This is a genomic window from Microvirga sp. CF3016, assembly GCF_036314085.1.
GTDB lineage: Bacteria > Pseudomonadota > Alphaproteobacteria > Rhizobiales > Beijerinckiaceae > Microvirga.
In genome coordinates this window covers 51,478-72,165 of sequence record NZ_JAYGGM010000004.1, presented here as the reverse complement: position 1 = coordinate 72,165, position 20,688 = coordinate 51,478, and the positions used below count along the sequence as shown (strand labels likewise).

Sequence of the window (20,688 nt, the reverse complement as noted above, 5' to 3'; positions counted from 1 at the left end):
TCTCGCGTGCCGATCCGTCAAGCTTGCATGCTCTCCCCGACCCCTTCCGGGCTTTGACGCGGATCAAGACGGATGGCTGAGGCGAAACGATGGCGTTTTCTCGTTTCGTCTGGAGCCGCAGCATGATGCCGTCTCCCAATCCGCGAGCGCATCGAGGAAATCGCGACCAGGGTACGGGCGCATTAACATGGGATAGGGTGCGACGAACGCTCAACCTCAGGGGCCGAACTTCCTTCGCGGCAAACGGACAAGCCGTGGCCGATCCTCATCCGGCGGCGATCGCGTGGAAGAAGCTGCCGGTGACCCGGCCGCGGCGGTGACCGGAAGTTCCGAGATCGGTGCCTTCCGCGTCCGTGATCGCCGCGAAGGCAGCCTCTCGCGACAGGTCGCTCTGCACCACGGACGCATAGTGGAACTCGTGGCCAACCAGGTGTTGCCCGGCTTCCCCCATGACCCCGTCTTCGACGAGACGGGCGACCCGATAGCCGAGATGCATCTTGCGCTTCGCATAGCTCGTCTCGACCGGCAGGAGGCCGGCCATGGGGTGCTTCCGGCCGTCGCCGTCTTCCAGGGACTGGCCCAGCACCATGTAGCCGCCGCACTCGCCGTGGATGGGCCTGCTCTCGGCAAAACGGCGCAGGCCGCCGAGAAAGCGCGCGGCCCCGGCGATGCGGCCGGCGTGAAGCTCGGGATATCCCCCTGGCAGCCAGCACACGTCGCATCCGGATGGCGGCGGCTCATCGGCAAGGGGAGAGAACGTCACGATTTCCGCTCCGGCCCCACGCCAGCCTGACAGCACATGCGGGTAGACGAAGGAGAAAGCCTGATCGGACGCCAGGGCGATGCGCTGCCCCGGTGGCGGCAGGGGCTTGGCGCGGCCAGTCCCTTCAATCCGAGTCGGGCGGGACAGGGCGACGAGCCGGTCGATGTCGAGTGCAGCTTCCGCCGCATCGGCTAGACGGTCGAGACGCATGTCGAGTTCGTCCGTCTCCCTGGCCTGGACAAGGCCGAGATGGCGTTCCGGCAGCGTCAGTTCCGCGTTGCGCATCATGGCTCCGAGGACCGGCAGTCCAATGCGCGCCATGCCGTCCTCGACGAGCCGCAGGTGGCGTTCGCTGGCGACCTTGTTCAGCACCACGCCGGCCACCTCGATCCGCGGATCGAAGCGGGCGCAACCGAGCGCGACGGCGGCGGCCGATTGCGCATGGCCCGACACGTCGAGGACGAGGATGACCGGCCAGCCGAACAGGGCCGCGATATCGGCGCTGGCACCGGTGCGGCCGGCTTCCTGGCGGATGCCATCGAAGAGACCCATCGAGCCTTCCGCGATCACAAGCTCAGCCTCTCGGGCGGCTTCGGATGCAAGGGCTTCCAGCAGCGGCGGGCTCATGGCGAAGCTGTCGAGGTTGAAGCTCGGCGCACCGGTGGCGGCGGCATGGAAGGCGGGATCGATGTAATCCGGCCCGCATTTCATGCCCCGCACGCGCAGGCCCCGGCGGGCGAGCGCACGCTGAAGGCCGAGCACGACGGTCGTCTTGCCCGAGCCCGAGCGCGGCGCCGCGATGAGAAGACCGGGAGCGATCTTCACTGGGCCGCCTCGCTGCCGAATTCGAGCAGATGATTGGCGATGGCCGAGCGGAAGGTAGCAATGGCCCCGATGGCGACGATGGCCGGCGAGCGGATGATCCCTTCTTTCGCGAGCTTTGGCAGGGTTTCGAGGGTTCCTTCCACCACGCATTCCTTGGCGGTGGTCGCACCATGCACGGCCAGAGCAGGCGTATCGCCCGCAAGCCCGCCCTCCAGAAGCCCTGCCACGATTGATGGGAGGTTCGATACCGCCATGTAGAGCACGATGGGGGCGCCGGTACGGGCGAGCGCCGTCCATTCGATCTCCGCGTCGGGGGCAGCATGGCCGGTGGCGAGGATGACCGCATGGTTCGTCCGGCGCACGGTCGCCGGGATGCCGTGGATGGCAAGCGACGCGAGGCCGCTCGAGACACCGGGGATGATACGGAACGGAACGCCGGCATCCGAGAGAGCCAGTGCTTCCTCGCCGCCGCGACCGAAGATGAAGGGATCGCCGCCTTTGAGCCGCAGCACCCGCTTGCCCTCGCGGGCGAGCTGGATCAGCCGCTCGCAGATGTCCCGTTGCACGGCCGAGGGCTTGCCTCCGCGCTTGCCGGCGAATTCGAGCGTGGCCCCCTCGCGGGCAAACGACAGCACAGCTGGGTCGACAAGGGCGTCATAGACGATGGCATCGGCCGCCGCGAGGGCGTTGATCGCATGGATCGTGAGCAGACCCGGATCACCCGGACCGGCGCCGACGAGCCAGACCGTGCCGGGCGCGAAGGGCGGGGAGAGGCGGGACAGGGAGGTCATGCGGGCCTCCGGTTCCGAGCGGCATTCACGGGATGACTGTTGGAATTCATAGGGACGATGTAAGAGGGCATATGGACGAGAGTAAACCCGCCGGATCGCTGCGCCGTGGCTGGACCACGGGCGCCTGCGCCACGGCGGCGGCCAAGGCGGCCTATCTTGGCTGGCAGACGGGCGATTTTCCCGATCCCGTCGAAATCACGCTCCCGGGCGGCGCTCGGCCCGCGTTCGCGCTCGCCATGAACGAGCCTTGTGACGGCGGCGCACGGGTTGGCGTCATCAAGGACGCGGGCGATGATCCGGACGTGACGCATGGAGCCCTGGTCATTGCGACCATCCGCGCCGGTGCACCAGGATCGGGCGTCACGTTCAGCGCAGGCGAGGGCGTCGGCACGGTGACCCGCGCCGGCCTGCCCCTGCCGCCGGGCGAGCCCGCTATCAATCCGGTCCCGCGCCAGATGATCCGCGACAACCTGGAAGAGGCGGCGCGCAGCGTTGGCGGGCCCATGGACATCGACGTCGAGATTTCCATTCCGGGCGGCGAGGCGCTTGCGCAGAAGACTCTCAACCCACGCCTCGGCATCCTGGGTGGGCTGTCGATCCTCGGCACAACCGGGGTGGTCGTGCCCTATTCCTGCTCGGCCTGGATCCACAGCATCTACCGGGGCATTGACGTCGCCCGTGCCGGGGGGCTCGACCATGTGGCGGGAGCGACCGGTTCCACGTCCGAGAAAGCCGTGCAGATCCTCTATGACCTGCCGGACCACGCCCTGATCGACATGGGCGACTTTGCCGGCGGCATGCTGAAATACCTGCGTCGCAATCCGGTCCCGCGGGTCACGATCGCAGGCGGCATCGCCAAGATGACGAAGCTCGGTCAGGGGCTGCTCGACCTGCATTCCCGTTCCGGGGCGGTCGATCTCGCTTGGCTGGCCGAGCGTCTCGGCGAGGCCGGTGCCGAACCGTCCGTCGCGGAGCAGGCCCGCGGCGCCAACACGGCGCTCGAAGTTTTGGAAACCGCGAAAAGCCTTGGCCTCCCGCTCGGCGATGTGGTGGCGCAGCATGCCTGGCGCACCGCCGCGAAGGCCCTGCGCGGTGCCGACGTGGCTCTCGAAATCGTGGTGTTCGACCGTGACGGACAGCTCGTCGGCCGCATGCCGTTCCACCCCGTCACCTGACGCAGCGAGTTTCATCGGTCGCCCTCGCGGGCGCCGGGACGGAAGCGGCGGTCGTAGTCGGTCGAATAGAGGGCGCTGTCGCGAAAATCCTTTGCCGCAAGCGTCCGCCCCACCAGGATCAGGGCCGTGCGTTCCAGCTTTTCGGCGCGGACCATGGCGGCGATCGTCTCCAGCGTGCCCTTGATCACCCGCTCGTCCGGCCAGGAGGCGCGCCAGACCACGGCTGCGGGACAATCGGCGCCGTAGGATGGCAGCAGGTCTTCGATCACCTGCTCGATCACATGAATCGACAGATGGATCGCGAGCGTTGCCCGGGTCTGCGCGAAGGTGGCAAGCCGCTCCGTCTCCGGCATGGCGGATGCCCGACCGGAGGTTCGCGTGAGTACCAGTGATTGGCCGACTTCCGGCACTGTCAATTCGCGCCCCAATGCTGCGGCCGCGGCCGCGAAGGCGGGAACGCCCGGTGTGATCGTGTAGGGGAGCCCAAGCGCATCGAGGCGCCGCAGCTGCTCGCCCATGGCGCTCCAGAGCGAGAGATCGCCGGAATGGAGCCGCGCCACATCCTCACCCTTCTCATGGGCCCGCACGTATTCGGCCGTGATGGCGTCGAGATCGAGAGGAGCGGTGTCGACAAGCCGTGCACCGGGCGGGCACCAGGACAGGATTTCGGGCGGCACGATCGATCCGGCATAGAGGCAGACGGGACACCGCTCGATGAGCGAACGTCCGCGCACCGTGATGAGATCGGCGGCGCCCGGGCCTGCTCCGATGAAATGGACGGTCATGAACCGGTCTCCAGGCGCGCGAGGGCGCAGGTGGCGGAGCTCGACGCGATGCGGTCGAGAACGAGTTCGGCGCGAGGCCCGGCGACTGCCAGCGCCGCCGCTTCAGCAACGGAGCCAACCCCATGTGCCGCGATGGAGCGGGCCGACTGCGTGCGGACGCGAGGGGCTGCTGCAGACAAGGCCTGTTGGTCCACCGACATGGCCGGGACCGCAAGGCGACGGGCCGCCTCTGTGAAAACGGGAAGGTCGGCGAGGGCTTCTATGGTCGCGAGTTTGACCAATGCGTCCCCCGCGAGCGCGGCGCGCTCGAGCGCCTGCTCGACGAGAGCCACGATGTCCTCGGCGGCAACGCTGCGCCTGAATCCGATACCGGCGACGATCATGGCTTCGTCACTACCCATTGCGTGACAGGCATCGCCGCCCGCCAGCCGTGCATGCCGCCGACGGGTTCGAGACGCGAGACCGCCAGGCGCCGCATCGTGCCCCCGTGCTTTGCATAGAGTGAGCCGAGCAGCGTCTCGGTTTCCAGCGTGACACCGTTGACGACGAGACGCCCGCCAGGCTTCAGCGCCGCCCAGGCGGCGTCGAACACGCCCGGTTCCGAGGCTCCGCCGCCGATGAAGACGGCATCCGGCGCGGGCAGATCGGCCAATGCTTCCGGCGCGCGACCCATGCGGATATCGAGGGTTGTTGCGCCGAGTTCACGCGCATTGCGGCGCGCCCCTTCGGCGCGCTCCGGCCGTTCCTCGATACCGATGCAGCGGTTGCGCGGATGGCGCAGGCACCATTCGATCCCGACGGAGCCCGCACCCAGGCCGATGTCCCACAACAACTCACCGGCTCTGGGCGCGAGCGCCGCGAGGGTGAGCGCACGGATCTCAGCCTTCGTGAGCTGACCGTCGTTCTCGAAAAAGGCATCGGGCAGGCCGGGCGCGAGCGTGACGATGCGCGCGTCACTTTTCGCCATAACCTCGATAGCGACCGTATTGAGAGGATCGATCCCGGTGATGGCGAAGTCGGCCGCGATCGCGCGGCGGATGCGCTCGCGCGGGCCGCCCATGGCTTCGCACACGGTGATCGTCGAGGCGCCGAGACCGCGCGCCTTCAGGAGTTCCGCGAGTTTGCCCGGTGTCGAGCCGTCCCAGGACAAAGCAAGGATCCGGGCGCCCGGTTGTAGATGGGGAATGATCCGCTCCAATGCGCGGCCGTGCAGGCTGACACAGTCGCAATCCGGCAGAGACCAACCCATGCGGGCCGCGGCGAGGCTGAAGGCGGACGCTTGCGGGAAGCAGTTCATCTCCTCGGCTGGAACGAGGCGTGCCAGTTCGGCGCCGACGCCATAATGGAACGGGTCGCCTGTGGCCAGAACGCAGGTCGGCTGGCCACGGCGGGCGAGGATCATGGCATAGCCATCCGCAAAGGGGCTCGGCCAGGGGAGAGTTTTCGCCGAGATAGGCGCCACCAAGGCGAGGTGCCGCGCGCCGCCGATCACGAACTCGGCCCGGTCGAGTGCGGCGAGAGCCCCAGGGGAGAGGCCGTCGCGTCCATCTTCGCCGATGCCGATGATGGTGAGCCAGACAGTGTTCGGCGCCATGCTCGACTCCTGCTCAGAATTCAACGAAAAGGAGCTCATGCGCATCCTCATTCTGGGCGGCACCACCGAGGCCTCCGCACTCGCAGCGCGGCTTGCCGGTCGGTCCGATTTCAGCCCGCTTTTGTCCATGGCCGGCCGCACCAGCGATCCGCGCCCCCTGCCGATCCCAACCCGCATCGGCGGGTTCGGCGGCGCGGCGGGCCTCGCGGGCTTCCTGGGCGAGGAGAGAATCGAGGCCGTGGTCGACGCGACCCACCCCTTCGCCGCCGTGATGTCCCGCAACGCCGCCGAGGCGTGCCGACAGGCTCACGTGCCCTTGGTTGCCCTGCGCCGCGAAGCGTGGGTGCCGCAGGATGGTGATCGCTGGATCGAGGTGGCATCGATGGGTGAGGCCGTTCAGGCTCTCGGAGAGGCGCCGCGCCGCGTCTTCCTCACCGTGGGACGGCTCGAGCTCGCATCCTTCGCGGCGGCGCCCCAGCACACTTATCTCGTGCGCACCATCGAGCCCATCGGAAACGCTCTGCCGGTGCCGAATGTGGTCGCGATCCGGGATCGCGCGCCCTTCGATGAGATGGCCGAGCGTCTGCTCATGGAGCGCGAGCGCGTCGACGTGGTGGTGACGAAGAACTCCGGCGGTGCGGCAACCTATCCGAAAGTTGCGGCGGCGCGCGCGTTGGGACTTCCGGTCATCATCGTGGCGCGGCCGGAGAAGCCTTCCGGCGTCGAAGAGGTCGCCAGTGCCGAGGCGGCGCTCGATTGGCTGAAGCGTCTTCACGGACGCACCCCATAGAACCTCGGCGTATAGACGTAAGCCTCCTTGCCCTCGGGCCGGTCGATCAGCCGTGTGGTGGACGCACCGATGATGACGATCGTCGACATGTCGGCCATAGTGGCTTCCACATTGGCGAGCGGCAGAATCCTGATGCGCTCGTCGGGCCGGGCTACGGCCCGGGCCAGAACGATCGGGGTGTCGGGACCGCGCATCTCGGCGACGATCTTGAACGCCGCGCCGAGCTGCCAGGGCCGGGCTGAGGAGATCGGATTGTAGAGCGCCACGGCGAAATCGGCCGCAAGAGCGGCTCGCAATCGTGCCTCGACGACGTCCCAGGGTTTCAGGTTGTCCGACAGCGACATGGTGCAGAAATCGCCGCCGAGCGGTGCGCCGACACGAGCCGCCGCCGCGAGCATGGCGGTGATCCCGGGCTCCACGCGGATGTCGAGGCTGCGCCAAGCGGGATCGCCATTTTCCACAGCCTCGAACACCGCCGCCGCCATGGCGAACACGCCGGGATCGCCGCCTGACACCACGGCGACGCGGCCGCCCTTCGTTGCGAGATCGAGCGCGAAGCGTGCGCGGTCGATCTCGACGCGGTTGTCCGAAGCGTGCCGTCGCAGGCCCGGCCTTTCCGGCACGCGGTCCACATAGGGACCATAGCCGACGACGTCGGTCGCGGAGGCGAGGGCGTCCGAGGCGGAGGGCGTCAGATAGCGCGGGTCGCCTGGGCCGAGACCCACGACCGTGACAAGGCCCGTCATACGCGCCTCCCTTGTCCCGGCACGAGGATCAGGGAGAAGTACGGCGCGTCGAAATCCTCCGGGAGCTCGGGCAGCGGAACGATCTTCTCCTGAGCCATGGTCGCGCGCTCCACATAGACGGCGCGCTGGAAGAGACCGGTGGACTGGAGAACCGCGCGGACCTTCGGCAGATGGCTTCCGAGCTTCATCACCACGGCGGCGTCGGTGCCGGAGAGGCGGCGTGTCAGCTCGTTCTCGGGCAGCGTGCCGGGCACGATCGTGAGCACGTCGTCGCCCCAGGTGATGGGGGCGCCGGCACGGGTCCAGGCGCCCGACATGGCGGTGACAGCCGGTACCACTTCAATGGGAACGCGGTCTTTCAGGCGCCACCAGAGATGCATGAAGGAGCCGTAGAAGAAGGGATCGCCCTCGCAGAGAACCGCGACGGTGCGTCCCGCTTCGACCTCGGCGAGAAGCGCTGCCGCCGCCGCCTCGTAGAATGGGTTGAGCGCCGCCGCATAATCCGGGTGATCGGCCGGGATCTCGGTCGTGACCGGATAGGCGAGGGCGATCTCGCGCCCCGGGTTGGGACCGACGACGGCATCCGCGATGGTGCGCGCGTTGCCGCGCCGTCCCCGCTTGCAGAAGTGGACAAGCCGGTCGGCAGTCTCCAGCACCCTGCGGGCGCGCACGGTCATGTAGTCCGGGTCGCCGGGACCGAGGCCGAGGCCGAAGAGGCGGATGGGATCTTGCATCGTCATCGGCTCACTCGACCGGGTTCGCCACGGCATTGACCGCCGCGGCCGCCATGGCGCTGCCGCCGCGCCGGCCGTGGACGACGAGGTACGGCACGCGCCCGTCCCGGGCCAGCGCCTCCTTCGATTCCGCCGCGCCGATGAAGCCGACCGGGATGCCGATCACGGCTGCGGGCCTGGGCGCCCCGGCATCGAGCATTTCGAGCAGGTGGAAGAGGGCGGTCGGCGCGTTGCCGACCACCACCAGCGCTCCCTCCAGCCGCTCGCGCCACAGCTCCATGGCGGCGGCCGAGCGGGTGTTGCCGAGTTCCGCTGCGAGGGCCGGGACGCGCGGGTCGTCGAGGGTGCAGATCACCTCGTTGTTCGCCGGCAGCCGCGCGCGGGTGATCCCGTTCGCCACCATCTTGGCGTCGCAGAGGATCGGCGCGCCGCGCTTCAGGGCCGCTTCCGCCGCCTCGGCGAAATCGGGCGAGAGATCGATATCCTTCGGCAGGTCCGTCATGCCGCAGGCATGGATCATGCGCACGGCGACGCGTTCCGCCGTGCCGGAAAAGCGCGACAGGTCGGCCTCGGCGCGGATGATCGCGAAGGAGCGGCGATAGATCTCCGCGCCCTCACGGATGTAATCGCGCCCGCTCATTGGGAACGTTCCGGAAAGGCGCAAGGCAGTTCGGCAGAGGTCTTTGCAGGCAGCAAACGGGTCATGATCTCATCGAGAGAGAGGTGAAGAGAGGAAACGTCGCGGGCGGACCCGTGGGGCACGACGTCATAGCGACCGTCAGGGCGGCCCACCAGGGTCAGATCGGCTTTACCCGGATGGGCGCAGCCTTTCGGGCAGCCCGAGACATGAACGGTCGTGCCTTGCGCCAGGAGCTCATCGGAGACGGCGGCAATCCGCAAGGCGTCCGCAGGGGCCGGAGTCGCAGCCGTGGCGCAGTCCGGCTTGCCCGGGCAGGCGATCAGCGACAGGCGAGGATCGTTCGGGTCGGTGATGAAGCCCGCCCCCCGCGCTTCGTCGAGAAGCACCGGTACATCCCTGTCCGACAGTCCGGGCAGGAGGATGCCGCGGGTGAAGGACAGGCGGATCTCGCCCGTGCCGAACCGCTCGCTCCATGCCGCCGCCTGCACCAGCTGCTCGGTCCTGCTGCGTCCGAACGGCAGCGCGAGGAGAACGGCCTGTCCGCCCTTGACCGGAATAACGCCGGCCCGTGGGCTCGCCGGGCGCGGAGGCATGGCGGCCCCCGGTTCGAGACCGGCCGACGCGGCCAGTTCCTGAACGAGGTGTGGCGCCAGGTCGCGAAGGCGCCGCGCATCCGTTCGACCCGTGCGCCGCATGGCCGCGAAGCCGGAAAGGATCGTGCAGGCTGCACCAGGAGCGTGGGAGAGGGATGCGGTGCCGCTTCCATGCAAGCCGCCGGAGGAGGGCAGGCGGAAAGCCACGCCGCCGTCCTCGCCTGCCGCCAGATAGAGATCGGCCCCTATGGCGTCGAGGGGCATGGCCCCACCGCCGTCAATGGCGACGAAGAATTTAGCCGGCAGTCCTTCCAGGTGACCGGCGCCGTCCTCGATCGCCTGAGCCAGAGCGTGGACGTCGAAGCGCTCACCGGGGTCGAGGCCGGCGAGTGGCGAGAGAACGGTGAGCCGGTTAGGGCCGTCGCCGTCAGGCTCGGCCAGGCCTTCGCGCTCAAGGAGGGCGAGCAGGTCGGGATACGTTTCCTCGCTCACGCCGCGGATCTGCAGATTGCCGCGGGCGGTGATGTCGAGATGGCCGTTGCCATGTTCGCGGGCGGCCTCGGCGACGAGGCGAACCTGGTCGGCCGTGAGCCGGCCGCCGAACAGCTGCAGGCGCAGGAGCAGGCCGTCGCCGGTCGCCATGGGGCGACGCACGCCCGGACACCATCCGCGCCGACGGTCGCTGACAGGCTGCGCGCTCATTCGGCCGCCTCCTTTCGCCCATCCTCGAAGAAGGCTGCAACGGAATTGAGGCGGCTTGCCCACAGCCCGCGACGGCGCGCGACGGCGAGACGCTCGCGGATCGCCTGCGCGGCGGTTGGATTGGCGGCCTCGATCCGCGTCCAGGTCGGCTCGTCGGCGATCAGGGCCGAGAAGACGAGGTCGAGCGTTGCCGACGGAACCGCATCCGTCGTCGCGGCAAAAGCGAAGAGCGCGTCGACGCCTTGTGCGACCTCGGCGGCGCCGCGCCAGCCGTGGCGCAGCTGGCCGGCGATCCAGCGCGGATTGGTCAGGCGGCCGCGCACGAGGCGGTCGATATCTTCCGTAAGGGTACGGGCTCTCGGCTGCTGCGGGCGACTGGTGTCCAGGCTGTAGACGGCCGGAGCGGCGCCGAGCGCCTGGGCGGCCGCCGCAAAGCCCCCGATGCCGTCGGCGGCGGAGTCGCCGTCGAGGATGTCGCGCTCGGCCACGTCGCTCACATGGACGAAGGCCTCGGCTTGTTCGACGCGCTGCGGGAAACTCCCGTCCGCCTGGGCCTCACCGCCGGATCCGAAGGCATGGGAGGTGCCGTCGAGATAGGTGCGGCCGAGATCGCGGCTCGCCGACCATTCGCCGTCGAGCGCTTGCGCCGCCACGCCGGCGCCATAGGTGCCGGGGGCTGAGCCGAAGACGCGCGCCAGCTCCTCGCCGCGCCGGCGCGCGGCGGCGAGCTCATTCCATTCGTCATCCTCGTTGAGCGCCGCGACTGCGCGGGTTGCTTGATCGAGGAGCGCGATCTGATCCGGAAAGGTATCGCGGAAGGCGCCGGAGATCCGCAGGGTCACGTCGGCGCGGGGCCGGTCGAGGAGCGGCTGCGGCACGATCTCGAAGCCGGTCACGCGGGTCGAGGCATGATCCCAGGTCGGGCGCACGCCCATGAGCGCCAGCGCATGGGCGATGTCCTCGCCGCCGGAACGGAGCGTCGGGGAGGCCCACAGGTCCATGACGATCCGCCGCGGCCAGTCGCCTTCCTCCTGCAGGTGCCGTCGCACCACTTCGGCCGCGGCGCGCCAGCCGAGTTCCGTGGCGGCACGGGTGGGAATGGCCCGCGGGTCGAGGGTCGCGAGGTTGCGGCCGGTGGGCAGCACATTGGTCTGGCCGCGAGAGGGCGAACCGGACGGGCCCGGCAGGACGAAGCGCCCGTCGAGGGCCTTCAGCAATCCCTCCCGCTCGCCGGTGGCACAGGCTTCAAACCCGGCAGGAGCGCTGCCGAAGACGTGGAGCCCGTCGCGGATCGTCACCTCGCCGAGATCGCACAGGTGGGCATCGAGACGCGTCAGGGCTTCGTCCATGGGCATGCCGTCTTCCACCCCGCAGGCCGATGCGAGACCGTTCGCCCTGGCGCGCTCCAGAATCTCGCGCGCCACGAGTTCCGCCCGGCCGGGATGGAGGATCTGGGCGGAGGAGAACTCCTCCACCAGCTCGCGCAGGGCGGCCGCCTCGCCGTGCAGACCCGCCTCCGTGGTCTCCGGCGTGAGGTGGCCGACGGTCAAGGCGCCGATGCGGCGCTTGGCGGGTGCGGCTTCGCCGGGATCGTCGACGATGAAGGGATAGATCACCGGAAGGGCGCCGGTGGCGAGGCGCGGCCAGCAGGTGGCGGACAAAGCCACCGCTTTCCCGGGGAGCCACTCGGTGGTGCCGTGGGTGCCGAGATGAACGACGGCGTGGATGTTCTCCAAGGCCCGCAGCCCGCGATAGAACGCGAGATAGCCATGGCTCGGCGGGCATTCGGGATCGTGATAGCCGCCCTTGCGGTCGAGGCCGTGGCCGCGATCGGGCTGCAGCGCCACGAGGATGTTTTCCGAACGGATCGCGCGGAAACGGAAGGCATCTCGGGCAAAGGAAGGATCATTCTCAGGACTACCCCAGCGCTCGTCGATGGCGGCACGCTGTTTTGCCGGCAGCGTATCGAGCCAGGTGCGATAAACGGCCAGCGGAACCGCATACGACGGCTCGCCTTCGGTAAGGCGCGGCATCAGGTCGTCGGCCGTGAAGTCTCGTCCGGCCGCGTAGCCGGCCTCGTCGAGAGCGTCGAGGATCGCGCAGGTGCTGGCCGGCGTATCGAGCCCGACCGCGAAGCCGGCGCGTCCGCCGCGCGCGGGATAGTCGGAGAGAACGAGCGCGAGCCGCCGCTCGGGGCGAGGCGTGCGGGCGAGGCGCACCCATGCGGCGGCCAAGTCGGCAACGGCAGCGATGCTGGCCGCGTCCGGTGCCTGCACGCGACGGGAGAAGGCGAGGGTGGGATCGGCTGGCTCTTCGTCCTTGAACGAGACCGGTCCGGCGGCAATGCGGCCGTCGAACTCAGGCAGCGCGATCTGCATGGCGAGATCCGCGGCGGACAACCCACGCGGCGAGGCCGCCCAGGCGTCCTTCGCGCTGCCGACCGGGATTGCTTGCAGAATCGGGCAATCGGCTTCGTCCAGCACGAAGCTCGCATCGTCGCGGGACGAGAAGGCCGTGGTCGTGACGATAATGTCGGGGCGGCGCGTCTGGATGGTGCGCCGAATGACGGCGACCACGTCCGGATCCTTCAGGCTGGACACGGCGAGCACGAGCGAGTCGATGCCGCGGCCGGCGAGAGCCGATGCCAGCGCGTCAACGGCCCGCGTGTCGCCGGAAAGAACGGCGGAGCGGTAGACGAGCAGACAGGCGAGGGGGTGTTCGCCGGAGAGGCCAGCGAGCAGCGTCTCAGGCTCGACGATTCCGTCTGCCCGCGTCCACGCAAACGCACGCGGCACAACGTGCGGCGGCTCGATGGCCTGTTCCGCTTCACCGATCTCGGCGCCGATGCGCGCGAGCAGGCGGCGCATGTTGTCGATGCCGCCAGCCTGGAAATAGGCCTCCAGTTCGTCGCGGAGCGCCTGCGGAACGGTGGCATAGGCCGCAAGCCGCGGATCGGGCCGGTCGTCGCCCGGCAGCACGGCGAGCTTCACGCCATGGTTTCGGCAGGCCTGTGCGAGGTGCTCGATGCCGTAGCGCCAGTAATCGAGGCCGCCGAGGCAGCGCACGAGGACGAAGCGCGCTTTGGCGGCGGTCTTCTCGATGTAGAGATCGACGGAGAGAGGATGGCGCAGGCGGCGCAGAGAGGCGAGGCGGAGCGATGCTCCGCCGGCCTTCAGGCGATGGGCCGCCGCCAGCGCACCGAGGTCACTGTCCGCGAAGGAGAGGACGACGATATCCCCCGGCGGTTGCTGGAGGTCTGTGGCCTCCCCGCCCTCGTCGAGAGAAATCGCTGTGACCGGAAGAAGATGCATGTCATCCGTTGCGCAGAGCGGCCTCGACGGCCTTCACGTCGAAGCCTTTGAGGCCGATCACCACCATGCGTCCGTCCCGCGCTTCGCCGGCCTTCCAAGGCCGGTCGAAGTGATGCGCGACGCGCTGGCCGACCCCCTGGACCACGAGGCGCATGGGCTTGCCGTCGACGGGCGCGAAGCCCTTGATGCGCAGCACGCCGGCCGCTTCCGCCGCGCGCTCGACGCGGGCGACGAGCGCTTCCGGCGTCGCAACGGGATCGACCGGGATTGCGACGCTGTCGAAATCGTCGTGGTCGTGGTCCTCGGCAGTCTCGTGATGCGAGGGGCGGGATTCGAGATCCGCTTCCGCAGCTGCACCAAGACCGAGCAGCACCGTCGGGTCCACCTTGCCGTGCGCGGTCTCGATCACCTTCACGGCGCGGGGCAGGTGCTCTTCGATCTCGACCAGGACCTTGCCCTTGTCGCCGGGCTGCATCTGGTCGGTCTTGTTGAGGATGATCAGGTCGGCGCAGAGAAGCTGGTCCTCGAACACTTCCTCGAGCGGATTTTCGTGCTCGACGGACGTGTCGGCGCTGCGCTGGGCTTCGAGCGCCTCCGGATCCTCCGCGAACGCACCCGATGCGACGGCCGGGCCGTCGACCACGGCGATCACGCCGTCGACCGTCACGCGGGAGCGGATGTCCGGCCAGTTGAAGGCGCGCACCAGCGGCTTCGGAAGGGCGAGCCCCGAGGTCTCGATCAGGATATGCTCGGGCGGGTTCGGGCGGTTGAGCAGTGTGTTGAGCGCCGGCACGAAGTCCTCCGCCACCGTGCAGCAGAGGCAGCCGTTGGGGAGTTCGACAATGTCTTCCTGTGTGCAGCCTTCGATGCCGCAGCCTTCGATGAAGGAGCCGTCGAAGCCGAGATCGCCGAATTCGTTGACAAGAACCGCGAGGCGGCGTCCGCCGGCATTCTCGAGGAGATGACGCACCAGGGTGGTCTTGCCGGCACCGAGGAATCCAGTGACGATGGTGCAGGGGATCTTTTTGAGATCGCTCATCGGTTGAGCCTTTCGGCGGCTTCGTTTCAAGCCGCGTTGTTGGTCTTGATCGGGGGAATGCGGGCGACGACGCCCTTGCGGAACGCCTCGGGTCGCTCGCGCCAGGGCACGAGTCCGTCGGACGTTGCCGCATAGCGGCGCAACCCGTCCAGGATCGTCTCGACAGAGGTCTCGGCGTTCAGGTCGCCGTAGATGTAGGTCCAGCGGCCGGGACCGGAGACTGCGATCGTGCAGGGGCGCTTGCACACGGACAGGCACTCGACTGCCTCCACGCGCACCTTCGGTGCGTCGGGATGCTCGAGCGCCTCGTTAAGGGCCCGGTGAAGGATGGCACCGGGCCGGAGCGCCTTATCGTCCGGGCCACCCGCCTGACGGCAGGTGACGCAGACATGCAGGCAGATCTCCTCAGGGGGTGAGGTCATGGCGTCAGGCCGATGCGATCAGGCTGCGGCCGGAAGAGCCAGGGCGAAGATGGCGGCGCCGACGAGGGCGACGGCCAGGCCGGCCAGGCGAAGCTGCAGCGAAGGCACCTGGAGCGGTGCCTTCGTGAAGCGCTGGGCCACGAAGGCGATTCCGGTCGTGAAGGCCGTCTGAACCACGACGAGGCCAACGAGATAGGCTGCGAGCGGAGTGGCTTCCGCGCCGACGATGGACTCGCCCAGGGCATAGCCGTGCATTGCTCCGCCGATGGCGAAGAGGGCGGCAATCGTCGCATAGGGCAGGGTGGTGCGGATTGTGGCCGCGACACCGATGACCACCACGCTCAGGGCCACGAGCGCCTCGGCATAGGGGACGTCAAGGCTGGCAAGATGCAGACCGACGCCGGCTGCCATGGCCACGACCCAGAAAGCCGGGAGGGTGAGGCCGCGGGCGAAACGCGAGGAGACGAGGCCCACGCCCACGAGGGCGGCGAGGTGGTCGAGACCGATGACCGGGTGGCCGAGGCCCGAGAGCAGGCCCTGAACGAAGGTGGAGGGCGTCTGGCCGTCCATGGCGTGATGCGCTAGGGCGGGCGTCGCGGCGGCGAGGCCGGCGAGGGTCAGGGCAGCGAAACGGGTCTTGAGCAGAAGGCGTGCAGTCATCGTTCTCTCCGTCGGGAGACTCTTCAGGTCGAGTCTGTTGCGCTTCCACGGACGGAACCGAACGAGGGAAGGTCGTTCGACTACGGTCACCGTCGGCACACCCCGTCCGACAGACCCGATAGAAGCAAGGCTGACGGCAGGTCTCCTGGCTCGCGGGTCGATGCTTTTCGCCGCCTTCCCGGGACGATGAGTCCCAGTGGCATGTTAAGCGAAGGCTCGCCGCTTACAGTTGCGGGGGCAGCCGCGGTGTCTCACCGCATTCCCTTTTCACCCTGTTTCCAGGGCACCGTCCGTTACACGCTTACCGGGGCGAGAGGCATCTTTCAAGCCTGAGTATTGAAATCGGCGGCAGGGCTGTTCATGGTGCGCCAATTCAGGCGAAAGCAGGTTCGGATGACCCAGGATGACGAGGCGCGCCATCGCGCCAAGATGATCAAGCGCAAGGAGGTCCAGGACCGGGAGGTCGCCTCGAAAACGATCGAGAAAGGGCTCCTCATCGTCCACACCGGGCCTGGCAAGGGCAAGTCGACGGCGGCCTTCGGGCTCATGCTGCGGGCGCTCGGACGCGGGTTTCACGTGGGCATGGTGCAGTTCATCAAGGGCGCCTGGGAGACCGGCGAGCGCTTGGCGCTGGACCGATTCTCCGATCAGGTGGAGTGGCATACCATGGGCGAGGGCTTTACCTGGGAGACCCAGGACCGCTCCCGCGACGTGGCGGCGGCCGAGCGCGCTTGGGATAAGGCGAAGGATCTGATGGCCCGCGAGGACATCCGTCTCCTGGTGCTCGACGAACTCAACATCGCCCTTCGCTACGAGTACCTGGATCTGGCGCAGGTCGTGGAAACACTGAAGCAGCGCCGGCCCGATCTCCACGTGGTCGTCACCGGCCGCAACGCCAAGCCGGAACTCATCGAGGCGGCGGATCTCGTCACCGAGATGAGCCTGGTGAAGCATCACTTCGCGGCCGGCGTGAAGGCGCAGGAAGGCGTCGAGTTTTAGATGCGCGCGCTCATGGTGCAGGGCACCGGCTCCAACGTGGGCAAGTCGCTCCTGGTGGCGGGCCTGTGCCGGGTCTTTGCCCGCAGGGGCTTGAGGGTCCGGCCCTTCAAGCCGCAGAACATGTCCAACAACGCGGCCGTCACGGCCGACGGCGGCGAGATCGGCCGCGCCCAGGCTCTGCAGGCGCGGGCCGCGGGCGTTCAGCCCACCGTCCACATGAACCCGGTGCTGCTGAAGCCCCAGAGCGAGATCGGCTCTCAAGTCGTCGTGCAGGGCCGCGTGGTCGGGACCGCCAAGGCGCGCGAATACCAAACCTGGAAGCCGCGCCTCATGGAAGCCGTCCTCGACAGCTTCGGACGGCTCTCGGAAGAGGCTGATCTCGTCCTCGTCGAGGGCGCAGGCTCAGCGTCCGAGGTGAACCTGCGGGCGGGCGACATCGCCAATATGGGCTTCGCCCGGGCGGCGAACGTGCCCGTGGTGCTGGTGGGCGACATCGACCGGGGCGGCGTCATCGCGAGCCTCGTCGGCACCAAGGCGGTGCTCGATGAGGCGGATGCCGCGATAGTCCGCGGCTTCATCGTCAACCGCTTCCGGGGCGATCCGGCCCTCTTCGACAGCGGCATGCGCTTCGTGGCCGAGCGCACCGGCTGGCCGGCGCTCGGCCTCGTGCCGCATTTCGCCGATGCCGCGCGTCTTCCCGCCGAGGACGGCTTGGGCCTGCGACGGGAGGCGCGCAAGGGCTCGGTCGTCATCGCCGTCCCGGTGACGCCCTGGATCTCCAACTTCGACGATCTCGACCCCTTACGTGAGGAACCGGGCGTCGAGGTGGTGCTGGTCGAGCCCGGCCAGCCCCTGCCGGCCGAGGCCGCACTCGTGCTGCTGCCCGGCTCCAAGACCACCATCGACGATCTTCTGTTCATTCGCCGGCAGGGCTGGGACATCGATCTCAAAGCTCACGTGCGCCGGGGAGGACGGCTGCTCGGCCTCTGCGGCGGCTACCAGATGCTGGGGCGGCGGATCGACGATCCCTTCGGCATCGAAGGCGAGGCCGGCCGCTCCATCGAGGGGTTGGGTCTGCTCGACGTGGCGACGACGCTCACCGCGAAGAAGCGGCTCGAGGCCGTCACCGGAACCACGCTTGCGGACGATACGCCGCTCTCGGGCTACGAGATGCATATCGGCGAGACGTCAGGGCCGGACGCATCGTCCCGCGCATTCGCCCGCTTGGCGAACGGGCAGCTGGATGGAGCCGTCTCGGCGGATGGCCGCGTGACCGGCACCTACGTGCACGGCCTCTTCGCGGACGACCGCCAGCGGGCGCGCTGGCTCACCCTGCTTGGGGCGCAGACGAGCGATCTCGCTTACGAGGCCCTCGTCGACGATATTCTCGACCGCTTCGCCGACCATCTGGAAGCCCATCTCGACTGCGACCGGCTCCTCGTCATCAGCGCGCGATAGCCCAGACAAGGAGAGTCAGGCCTGCCGCGAAGGCAAAGAGCAGCGCGCACGCGGTCCGGTAGAGGGCGAGCGCCCGGTCGATGTCGTCTGCATGGGCTTCGGCACGCCCGTCGCCCATCCAGCGATCCTCGACGCGCATGTCGCCATAGACCCGTGGCCCGGCAAGACGCAGCCCGAGCGCCCCGGCCATGGAGGCCTCGGGCCAGCCGGCATTGGGCGAGCGGTGATGCGATGCATCGCGCCTCACCGCTCGCCACGCACCCTGTGGAGAGGCCCCGCTCGTGAAGGCGGCCGCGACGATGATGAGAAGCGCCGCAAGGCGGGAGGCTGGCAGATTCACGAGATCGTCGAACCGGGCGGCGGCCCAGCCGAAGGCCTCGTGCCGGGGCGTGCGGTGGCCGATCATGCTGTCGGCGGTGTTCGTGGCCTTGTAGAGCGCAGCCCCGGCAGGGCCGCCGAGCCCGAGCCAGAAGGCGGGCGCCACGATCCCGTCGGAGAAATTCTCGGCCAGGCTCTCGATGGCGGCGCGGGACACGCCGGCCTCGTCCAGGCTTTGAGGGTTGCGCCCGACGATCATCGAGACCGCCGTCCGGCCGCCCGCGAGCCCGCCCACGCGCAAACCCTTCGATACGGCCGCCACATGGTCGTGCAGGCTGCGCTGGGCGATTAGTGTGCCGGAGAGAAGGGCGAGGATCGCGATTCCGGCAAGGCCGAACGACAGGAGAGCCGCCTCGAGCGCCCATGCGGCTGCGCCCGTGACCGCCAAAAGAAGCTGCAGCGCGAGAACGCCGGCGGCTCGTCGCCGACCGAAGGACCAGCCCTCGCGGTTCAGGTCCCGGTCGAGCCTCTTGATCAGCCGCCCGATCCAGGTGACGGGATGCCCGATCCACGTGTAAAGGCGGTGAGGATAGCCGAACGCCGCCTCGGCCGCGAGGGCAAGGCTCAGGATCAGCAGGCTATCGGAGGGGGTCATAGGTGAATCGGATGAGTAAGGCGCTGATCTGGCACGGAGGCGATCTGGACGAGGCCCGCCGGCTCTTTCCGGATGCGCCCGAGCCGTGGATCGACCTGTCGACGGGGATCAATCCCATAGCCTATCCCATGCCTCCATTGCCAGCCTCCCTCTTCGAACGGCTGCCTTCGCCTGCCGACCATAAGGATCTGGAAGCGGCTGCCGCCGAGGCCTACGGCGCGTCCGATCCCGCCATGGTGGTGGCAGCCCCGGGAACGCAGGCACTCATCGGCCTGTTGCCGACCTTGCGCGCTCGGTCGCGCGTGGCCATCCTCGGGCCGACCTATGCCGAGCATGCCCAGGCCTGGCGCGGGGCGGGACATGAGGTTGGGGAGGTCGCCTCGGTCGATGGGGTAGGGGATGCGGATATCCTCGTCGTGGTGAATCCCAACAATCCCGATGGTCGCAGGCTCCCTCGGGGGGCATTGCTCGAACAGGCCGATCGTCTGCGGCGGCGCAGCGGCTGGCTCGTGGTCGACGAAGCCTTCGCCGATTTCGGCGAAAGCGAGACACTGGTTCCAGTGCTCCCGGACAATGCCACTGTCCTGCGCTCCTTCGGCAAGACATACGGGCTCGCAGGCGTAAGGCTCGGCTTTGCCGTCGCGGCCAACGCGGTGACCGAAGCATTGCGAAGGATTCTGGGGCCCTGGTCCGTCTCAGGCCCGGCCATGGAGGTCGGACGCCGGGCGCTGCGGGATCATCAATGGAAACGGGCGGCGCAAGAGGCACGGGCCAAGGATGCCTGCCGCCTCGACACGCTGCTCGCCCCGCATTCGGACCGGCCCGTGCGCGGGACGATCCTTTACCGTCTCATGAGCAGCAGCCGCGCGCCCGAATTGTTCTCGCATCTGGGGCGGCAAGGCATCTGGGTCCGACGCTTCCAATACGATCCCGGTCTTCTGCGCTTCGGGCTGCCGGGCTCCGAGGAGGCTTGGCGGCGCCTTGAAGTTGCGCTTGCCAGCTTCACGGAGGAAGCCAGTTGAATCCGAGAAAAAGAAAAGGCCGCGTCTGATCTTTCAACCAGAGCCGCGGCCCATATCCGTGCTAAGCCCCCCGGGCACGGTAGTATTGAAATATATCTTTGGTGACTATTGTTGTGAATTGCCCCGCATCAATGGGTTCAGTCTATAACCCATCTCATGTCGAAAAAGAAATAGTGGAAAATACGTAATAGCAATGGTCAAGCTTGACCGTCAGAGCCGTATTGCCAAGTTTTCGAATGCAACTGCTGTCTTGTGTTAAGTTGTTTCGGAGGATGTTATTTTCCCATAGGCTTGGCTTTGGAGGGCTTTTGGCTGATCGTGATGCCCGCGGTTGCGCAGTGTCCCGGCATCGGCGAGGCCAAGGCTGCATGAGACTGACGAACGTCGACAGGAGCTGCAGTTCTATGTCGTTTGGGCGCATTGAGAGAAAGACGATCAGGGAATGGAACACGCCGGGGCTCGCCTATCTCGGCGCCTTGGGCGGCATAGGGCTCGCAACGGCCCACCATATTCATCACATGAGCGTCGGCGATCTCCCTGAACACAGCATAGGTCTTCACATCTTTGGAGAGCTCTTCGGGGCGACGCTCGCGGGCGCATTGGCGCTGGCCGTCTTCGCCGGCATTCGGAACCGTCTCGTGAGCCGTAGAGCTTGAGGCGCGACGC

Annotated in this window: 20 protein-coding genes and 1 riboswitch; of the genes, 6 read left to right on the top strand and 14 right to left on the bottom strand. The window is 68.1% G+C overall.

All coding sequences use genetic code 11. The annotated features are described in order from the left end of the window. Positions 1-265: 265 nt before the first annotated feature. Both VB672_RS06785 and cobA read right to left on the bottom strand, forming a co-directional pair. On the bottom strand, positions 266-1,588 hold the full coding sequence (locus VB672_RS06785; RefSeq protein WP_329783418.1) for a cobyrinate a,c-diamide synthase: 1,323 nt from the start codon (positions 1,586-1,588) through the stop codon (positions 266-268). Then, positions 1,585-2,379, bottom strand: coding sequence for a uroporphyrinogen-III C-methyltransferase (cobA, locus tag VB672_RS06780; RefSeq protein ID WP_329783417.1), 795 nt, complete (start codon positions 2,377-2,379; stop codon positions 1,585-1,587). Before cobA ends, VB672_RS06785 begins: the two co-directional genes overlap by 4 nt. 71 nt (positions 2,380-2,450) lie before the next feature. On the opposite strand from cobA, the gene VB672_RS06775 reads away from it, so the two are divergent. Beyond that, positions 2,451-3,554, top strand: coding sequence for a cobalt-precorrin-5B (C(1))-methyltransferase (locus VB672_RS06775; RefSeq protein ID WP_329783416.1), 1,104 nt, complete (start codon positions 2,451-2,453; stop codon positions 3,552-3,554). Positions 3,555-3,565: 11 nt separating this feature from the next. On the opposite strand, the gene cobM is transcribed toward VB672_RS06775, so the two are convergent. The 3 genes from cobM to cbiE are packed head-to-tail and all read right to left on the bottom strand — an operon-like array spanning position 3,566 to position 5,933. After that, positions 3,566-4,339: a precorrin-4 C(11)-methyltransferase gene (cobM, locus tag VB672_RS06770; RefSeq protein ID WP_329783415.1), complete on the bottom strand. Its 774-nt coding sequence runs from the start codon at positions 4,337-4,339 to the stop codon at positions 3,566-3,568. Further along, positions 4,336-4,722 carry a cobalamin biosynthesis protein gene (locus VB672_RS06765; RefSeq protein ID WP_329783414.1) on the bottom strand — a complete coding sequence of 129 codons (387 nt, stop codon included), beginning with the start codon at positions 4,720-4,722 and terminating at the stop codon, positions 4,336-4,338. Before VB672_RS06765 ends, cobM begins: the two co-directional genes overlap by 4 nt. Continuing rightward, on the bottom strand, positions 4,719-5,933 hold the full coding sequence (gene cbiE / locus VB672_RS06760) for a precorrin-6y C5,15-methyltransferase (decarboxylating) subunit CbiE (RefSeq protein ID WP_329783413.1): 1,215 nt from the start codon (positions 5,931-5,933) through the stop codon (positions 4,719-4,721). Before cbiE ends, VB672_RS06765 begins: the two co-directional genes overlap by 4 nt. A gap of 37 nt (positions 5,934-5,970) precedes the next feature. Between cbiE and VB672_RS06755 the strand changes: the two genes are divergently transcribed. Then, positions 5,971-6,723 carry a cobalt-precorrin-6A reductase gene (locus tag VB672_RS06755; RefSeq protein ID WP_329783412.1) on the top strand — a complete coding sequence of 251 codons (753 nt, stop codon included), beginning with the start codon at positions 5,971-5,973 and terminating at the stop codon, positions 6,721-6,723. Here VB672_RS06755 and cobJ read toward each other — a convergent pair. From cobJ to VB672_RS06715, 8 genes are read right to left on the bottom strand one after another with little or no spacing between them, the layout of a single operon-like run. Beyond that, on the bottom strand, positions 6,705-7,469 hold the full coding sequence (gene cobJ / locus VB672_RS06750; RefSeq protein ID WP_329783411.1) for a precorrin-3B C(17)-methyltransferase: 765 nt from the start codon (positions 7,467-7,469) through the stop codon (positions 6,705-6,707). The genes VB672_RS06755 and cobJ overlap by 19 nt on opposite strands. Beyond that, positions 7,466-8,209, bottom strand: a complete 744-nt coding sequence (locus tag VB672_RS06745; protein WP_329783410.1) for a precorrin-2 C(20)-methyltransferase — start codon at positions 8,207-8,209, stop codon at positions 7,466-7,468. Before VB672_RS06745 ends, cobJ begins: the two co-directional genes overlap by 4 nt. A 4-nt stretch (positions 8,210-8,213) precedes the next feature. Further along, positions 8,214-8,843, bottom strand: a complete 630-nt coding sequence (locus VB672_RS06740) for a precorrin-8X methylmutase (RefSeq protein WP_329783409.1) — start codon at positions 8,841-8,843, stop codon at positions 8,214-8,216. Beyond that, complete coding sequence (gene cobG, locus VB672_RS06735) at positions 8,840-10,138, bottom strand: precorrin-3B synthase (protein WP_329783408.1); 1,299 nt, start codon at positions 10,136-10,138, stop codon at positions 8,840-8,842. The genes VB672_RS06740 and cobG overlap by 4 nt, the downstream gene beginning before the upstream one ends. Then, complete coding sequence (cobN, locus tag VB672_RS06730; protein ID WP_329783407.1) at positions 10,135-13,449, bottom strand: cobaltochelatase subunit CobN; 3,315 nt, start codon at positions 13,447-13,449, stop codon at positions 10,135-10,137. Before cobN ends, cobG begins: the two co-directional genes overlap by 4 nt. Before the next feature lies 1 nt (position 13,450). After that, positions 13,451-14,488, bottom strand: a complete 1,038-nt coding sequence (gene cobW / locus VB672_RS06725; RefSeq protein WP_329783406.1) for a cobalamin biosynthesis protein CobW — start codon at positions 14,486-14,488, stop codon at positions 13,451-13,453. A 26-nt stretch (positions 14,489-14,514) separates the two neighbouring features. Continuing rightward, positions 14,515-14,910 (bottom strand): DUF1636 domain-containing protein, encoded by a 396-nt coding sequence (locus VB672_RS06720; RefSeq protein ID WP_329783405.1) that lies wholly within the window; start codon positions 14,908-14,910, stop codon positions 14,515-14,517. Between the two features lie 18 nt (positions 14,911-14,928). After that, the gene (locus tag VB672_RS06715; protein WP_329783404.1) at positions 14,929-15,570 is read right to left on the bottom strand and encodes a HupE/UreJ family protein; all 642 of its coding nucleotides are present in this window, start codon (positions 15,568-15,570) and stop codon (positions 14,929-14,931) included. Between the two features lie 118 nt (positions 15,571-15,688). Further along, positions 15,689-15,876, bottom strand: a riboswitch (cobalamin riboswitch). Positions 15,877-15,963: 87 nt separating this feature from the next. Here VB672_RS06715 and cobO point away from each other — a divergent pair. Together cobO and VB672_RS06705 are read left to right on the top strand one after the other, a co-directional pair. Further along, positions 15,964-16,569, top strand: a complete 606-nt coding sequence (gene cobO / locus VB672_RS06710) for a cob(I)yrinic acid a,c-diamide adenosyltransferase (RefSeq protein ID WP_329783403.1) — start codon at positions 15,964-15,966, stop codon at positions 16,567-16,569. 12 nt (positions 16,570-16,581) lie between these two features. Continuing rightward, positions 16,582-18,027, top strand: a complete 1,446-nt coding sequence (locus tag VB672_RS06705; protein ID WP_329783725.1) for a cobyric acid synthase — start codon at positions 16,582-16,584, stop codon at positions 18,025-18,027. Here VB672_RS06705 and cbiB read toward each other — a convergent pair. Beyond that, positions 18,014-19,000, bottom strand: coding sequence for an adenosylcobinamide-phosphate synthase CbiB (gene cbiB / locus VB672_RS06700; RefSeq protein WP_329783402.1), 987 nt, complete (start codon positions 18,998-19,000; stop codon positions 18,014-18,016). The genes VB672_RS06705 and cbiB overlap by 14 nt on opposite strands. An 11-nt stretch (positions 19,001-19,011) precedes the next feature. Here cbiB and cobD point away from each other — a divergent pair, with 11 nt between their 5' ends. Then, entirely contained in the window at positions 19,012-20,022 is a 1,011-nt protein-coding gene (gene cobD, locus VB672_RS06695; protein ID WP_329783401.1) for a threonine-phosphate decarboxylase CobD, read from the top strand. Positions 20,023-20,390: 368 nt separating this feature from the next. Continuing rightward, positions 20,391-20,678 carry a hypothetical protein gene (locus tag VB672_RS06690; protein WP_329783400.1) on the top strand — a complete coding sequence of 96 codons (288 nt, stop codon included), beginning with the start codon at positions 20,391-20,393 and terminating at the stop codon, positions 20,676-20,678. Positions 20,679-20,688: the final 10 nt, after the last annotated feature.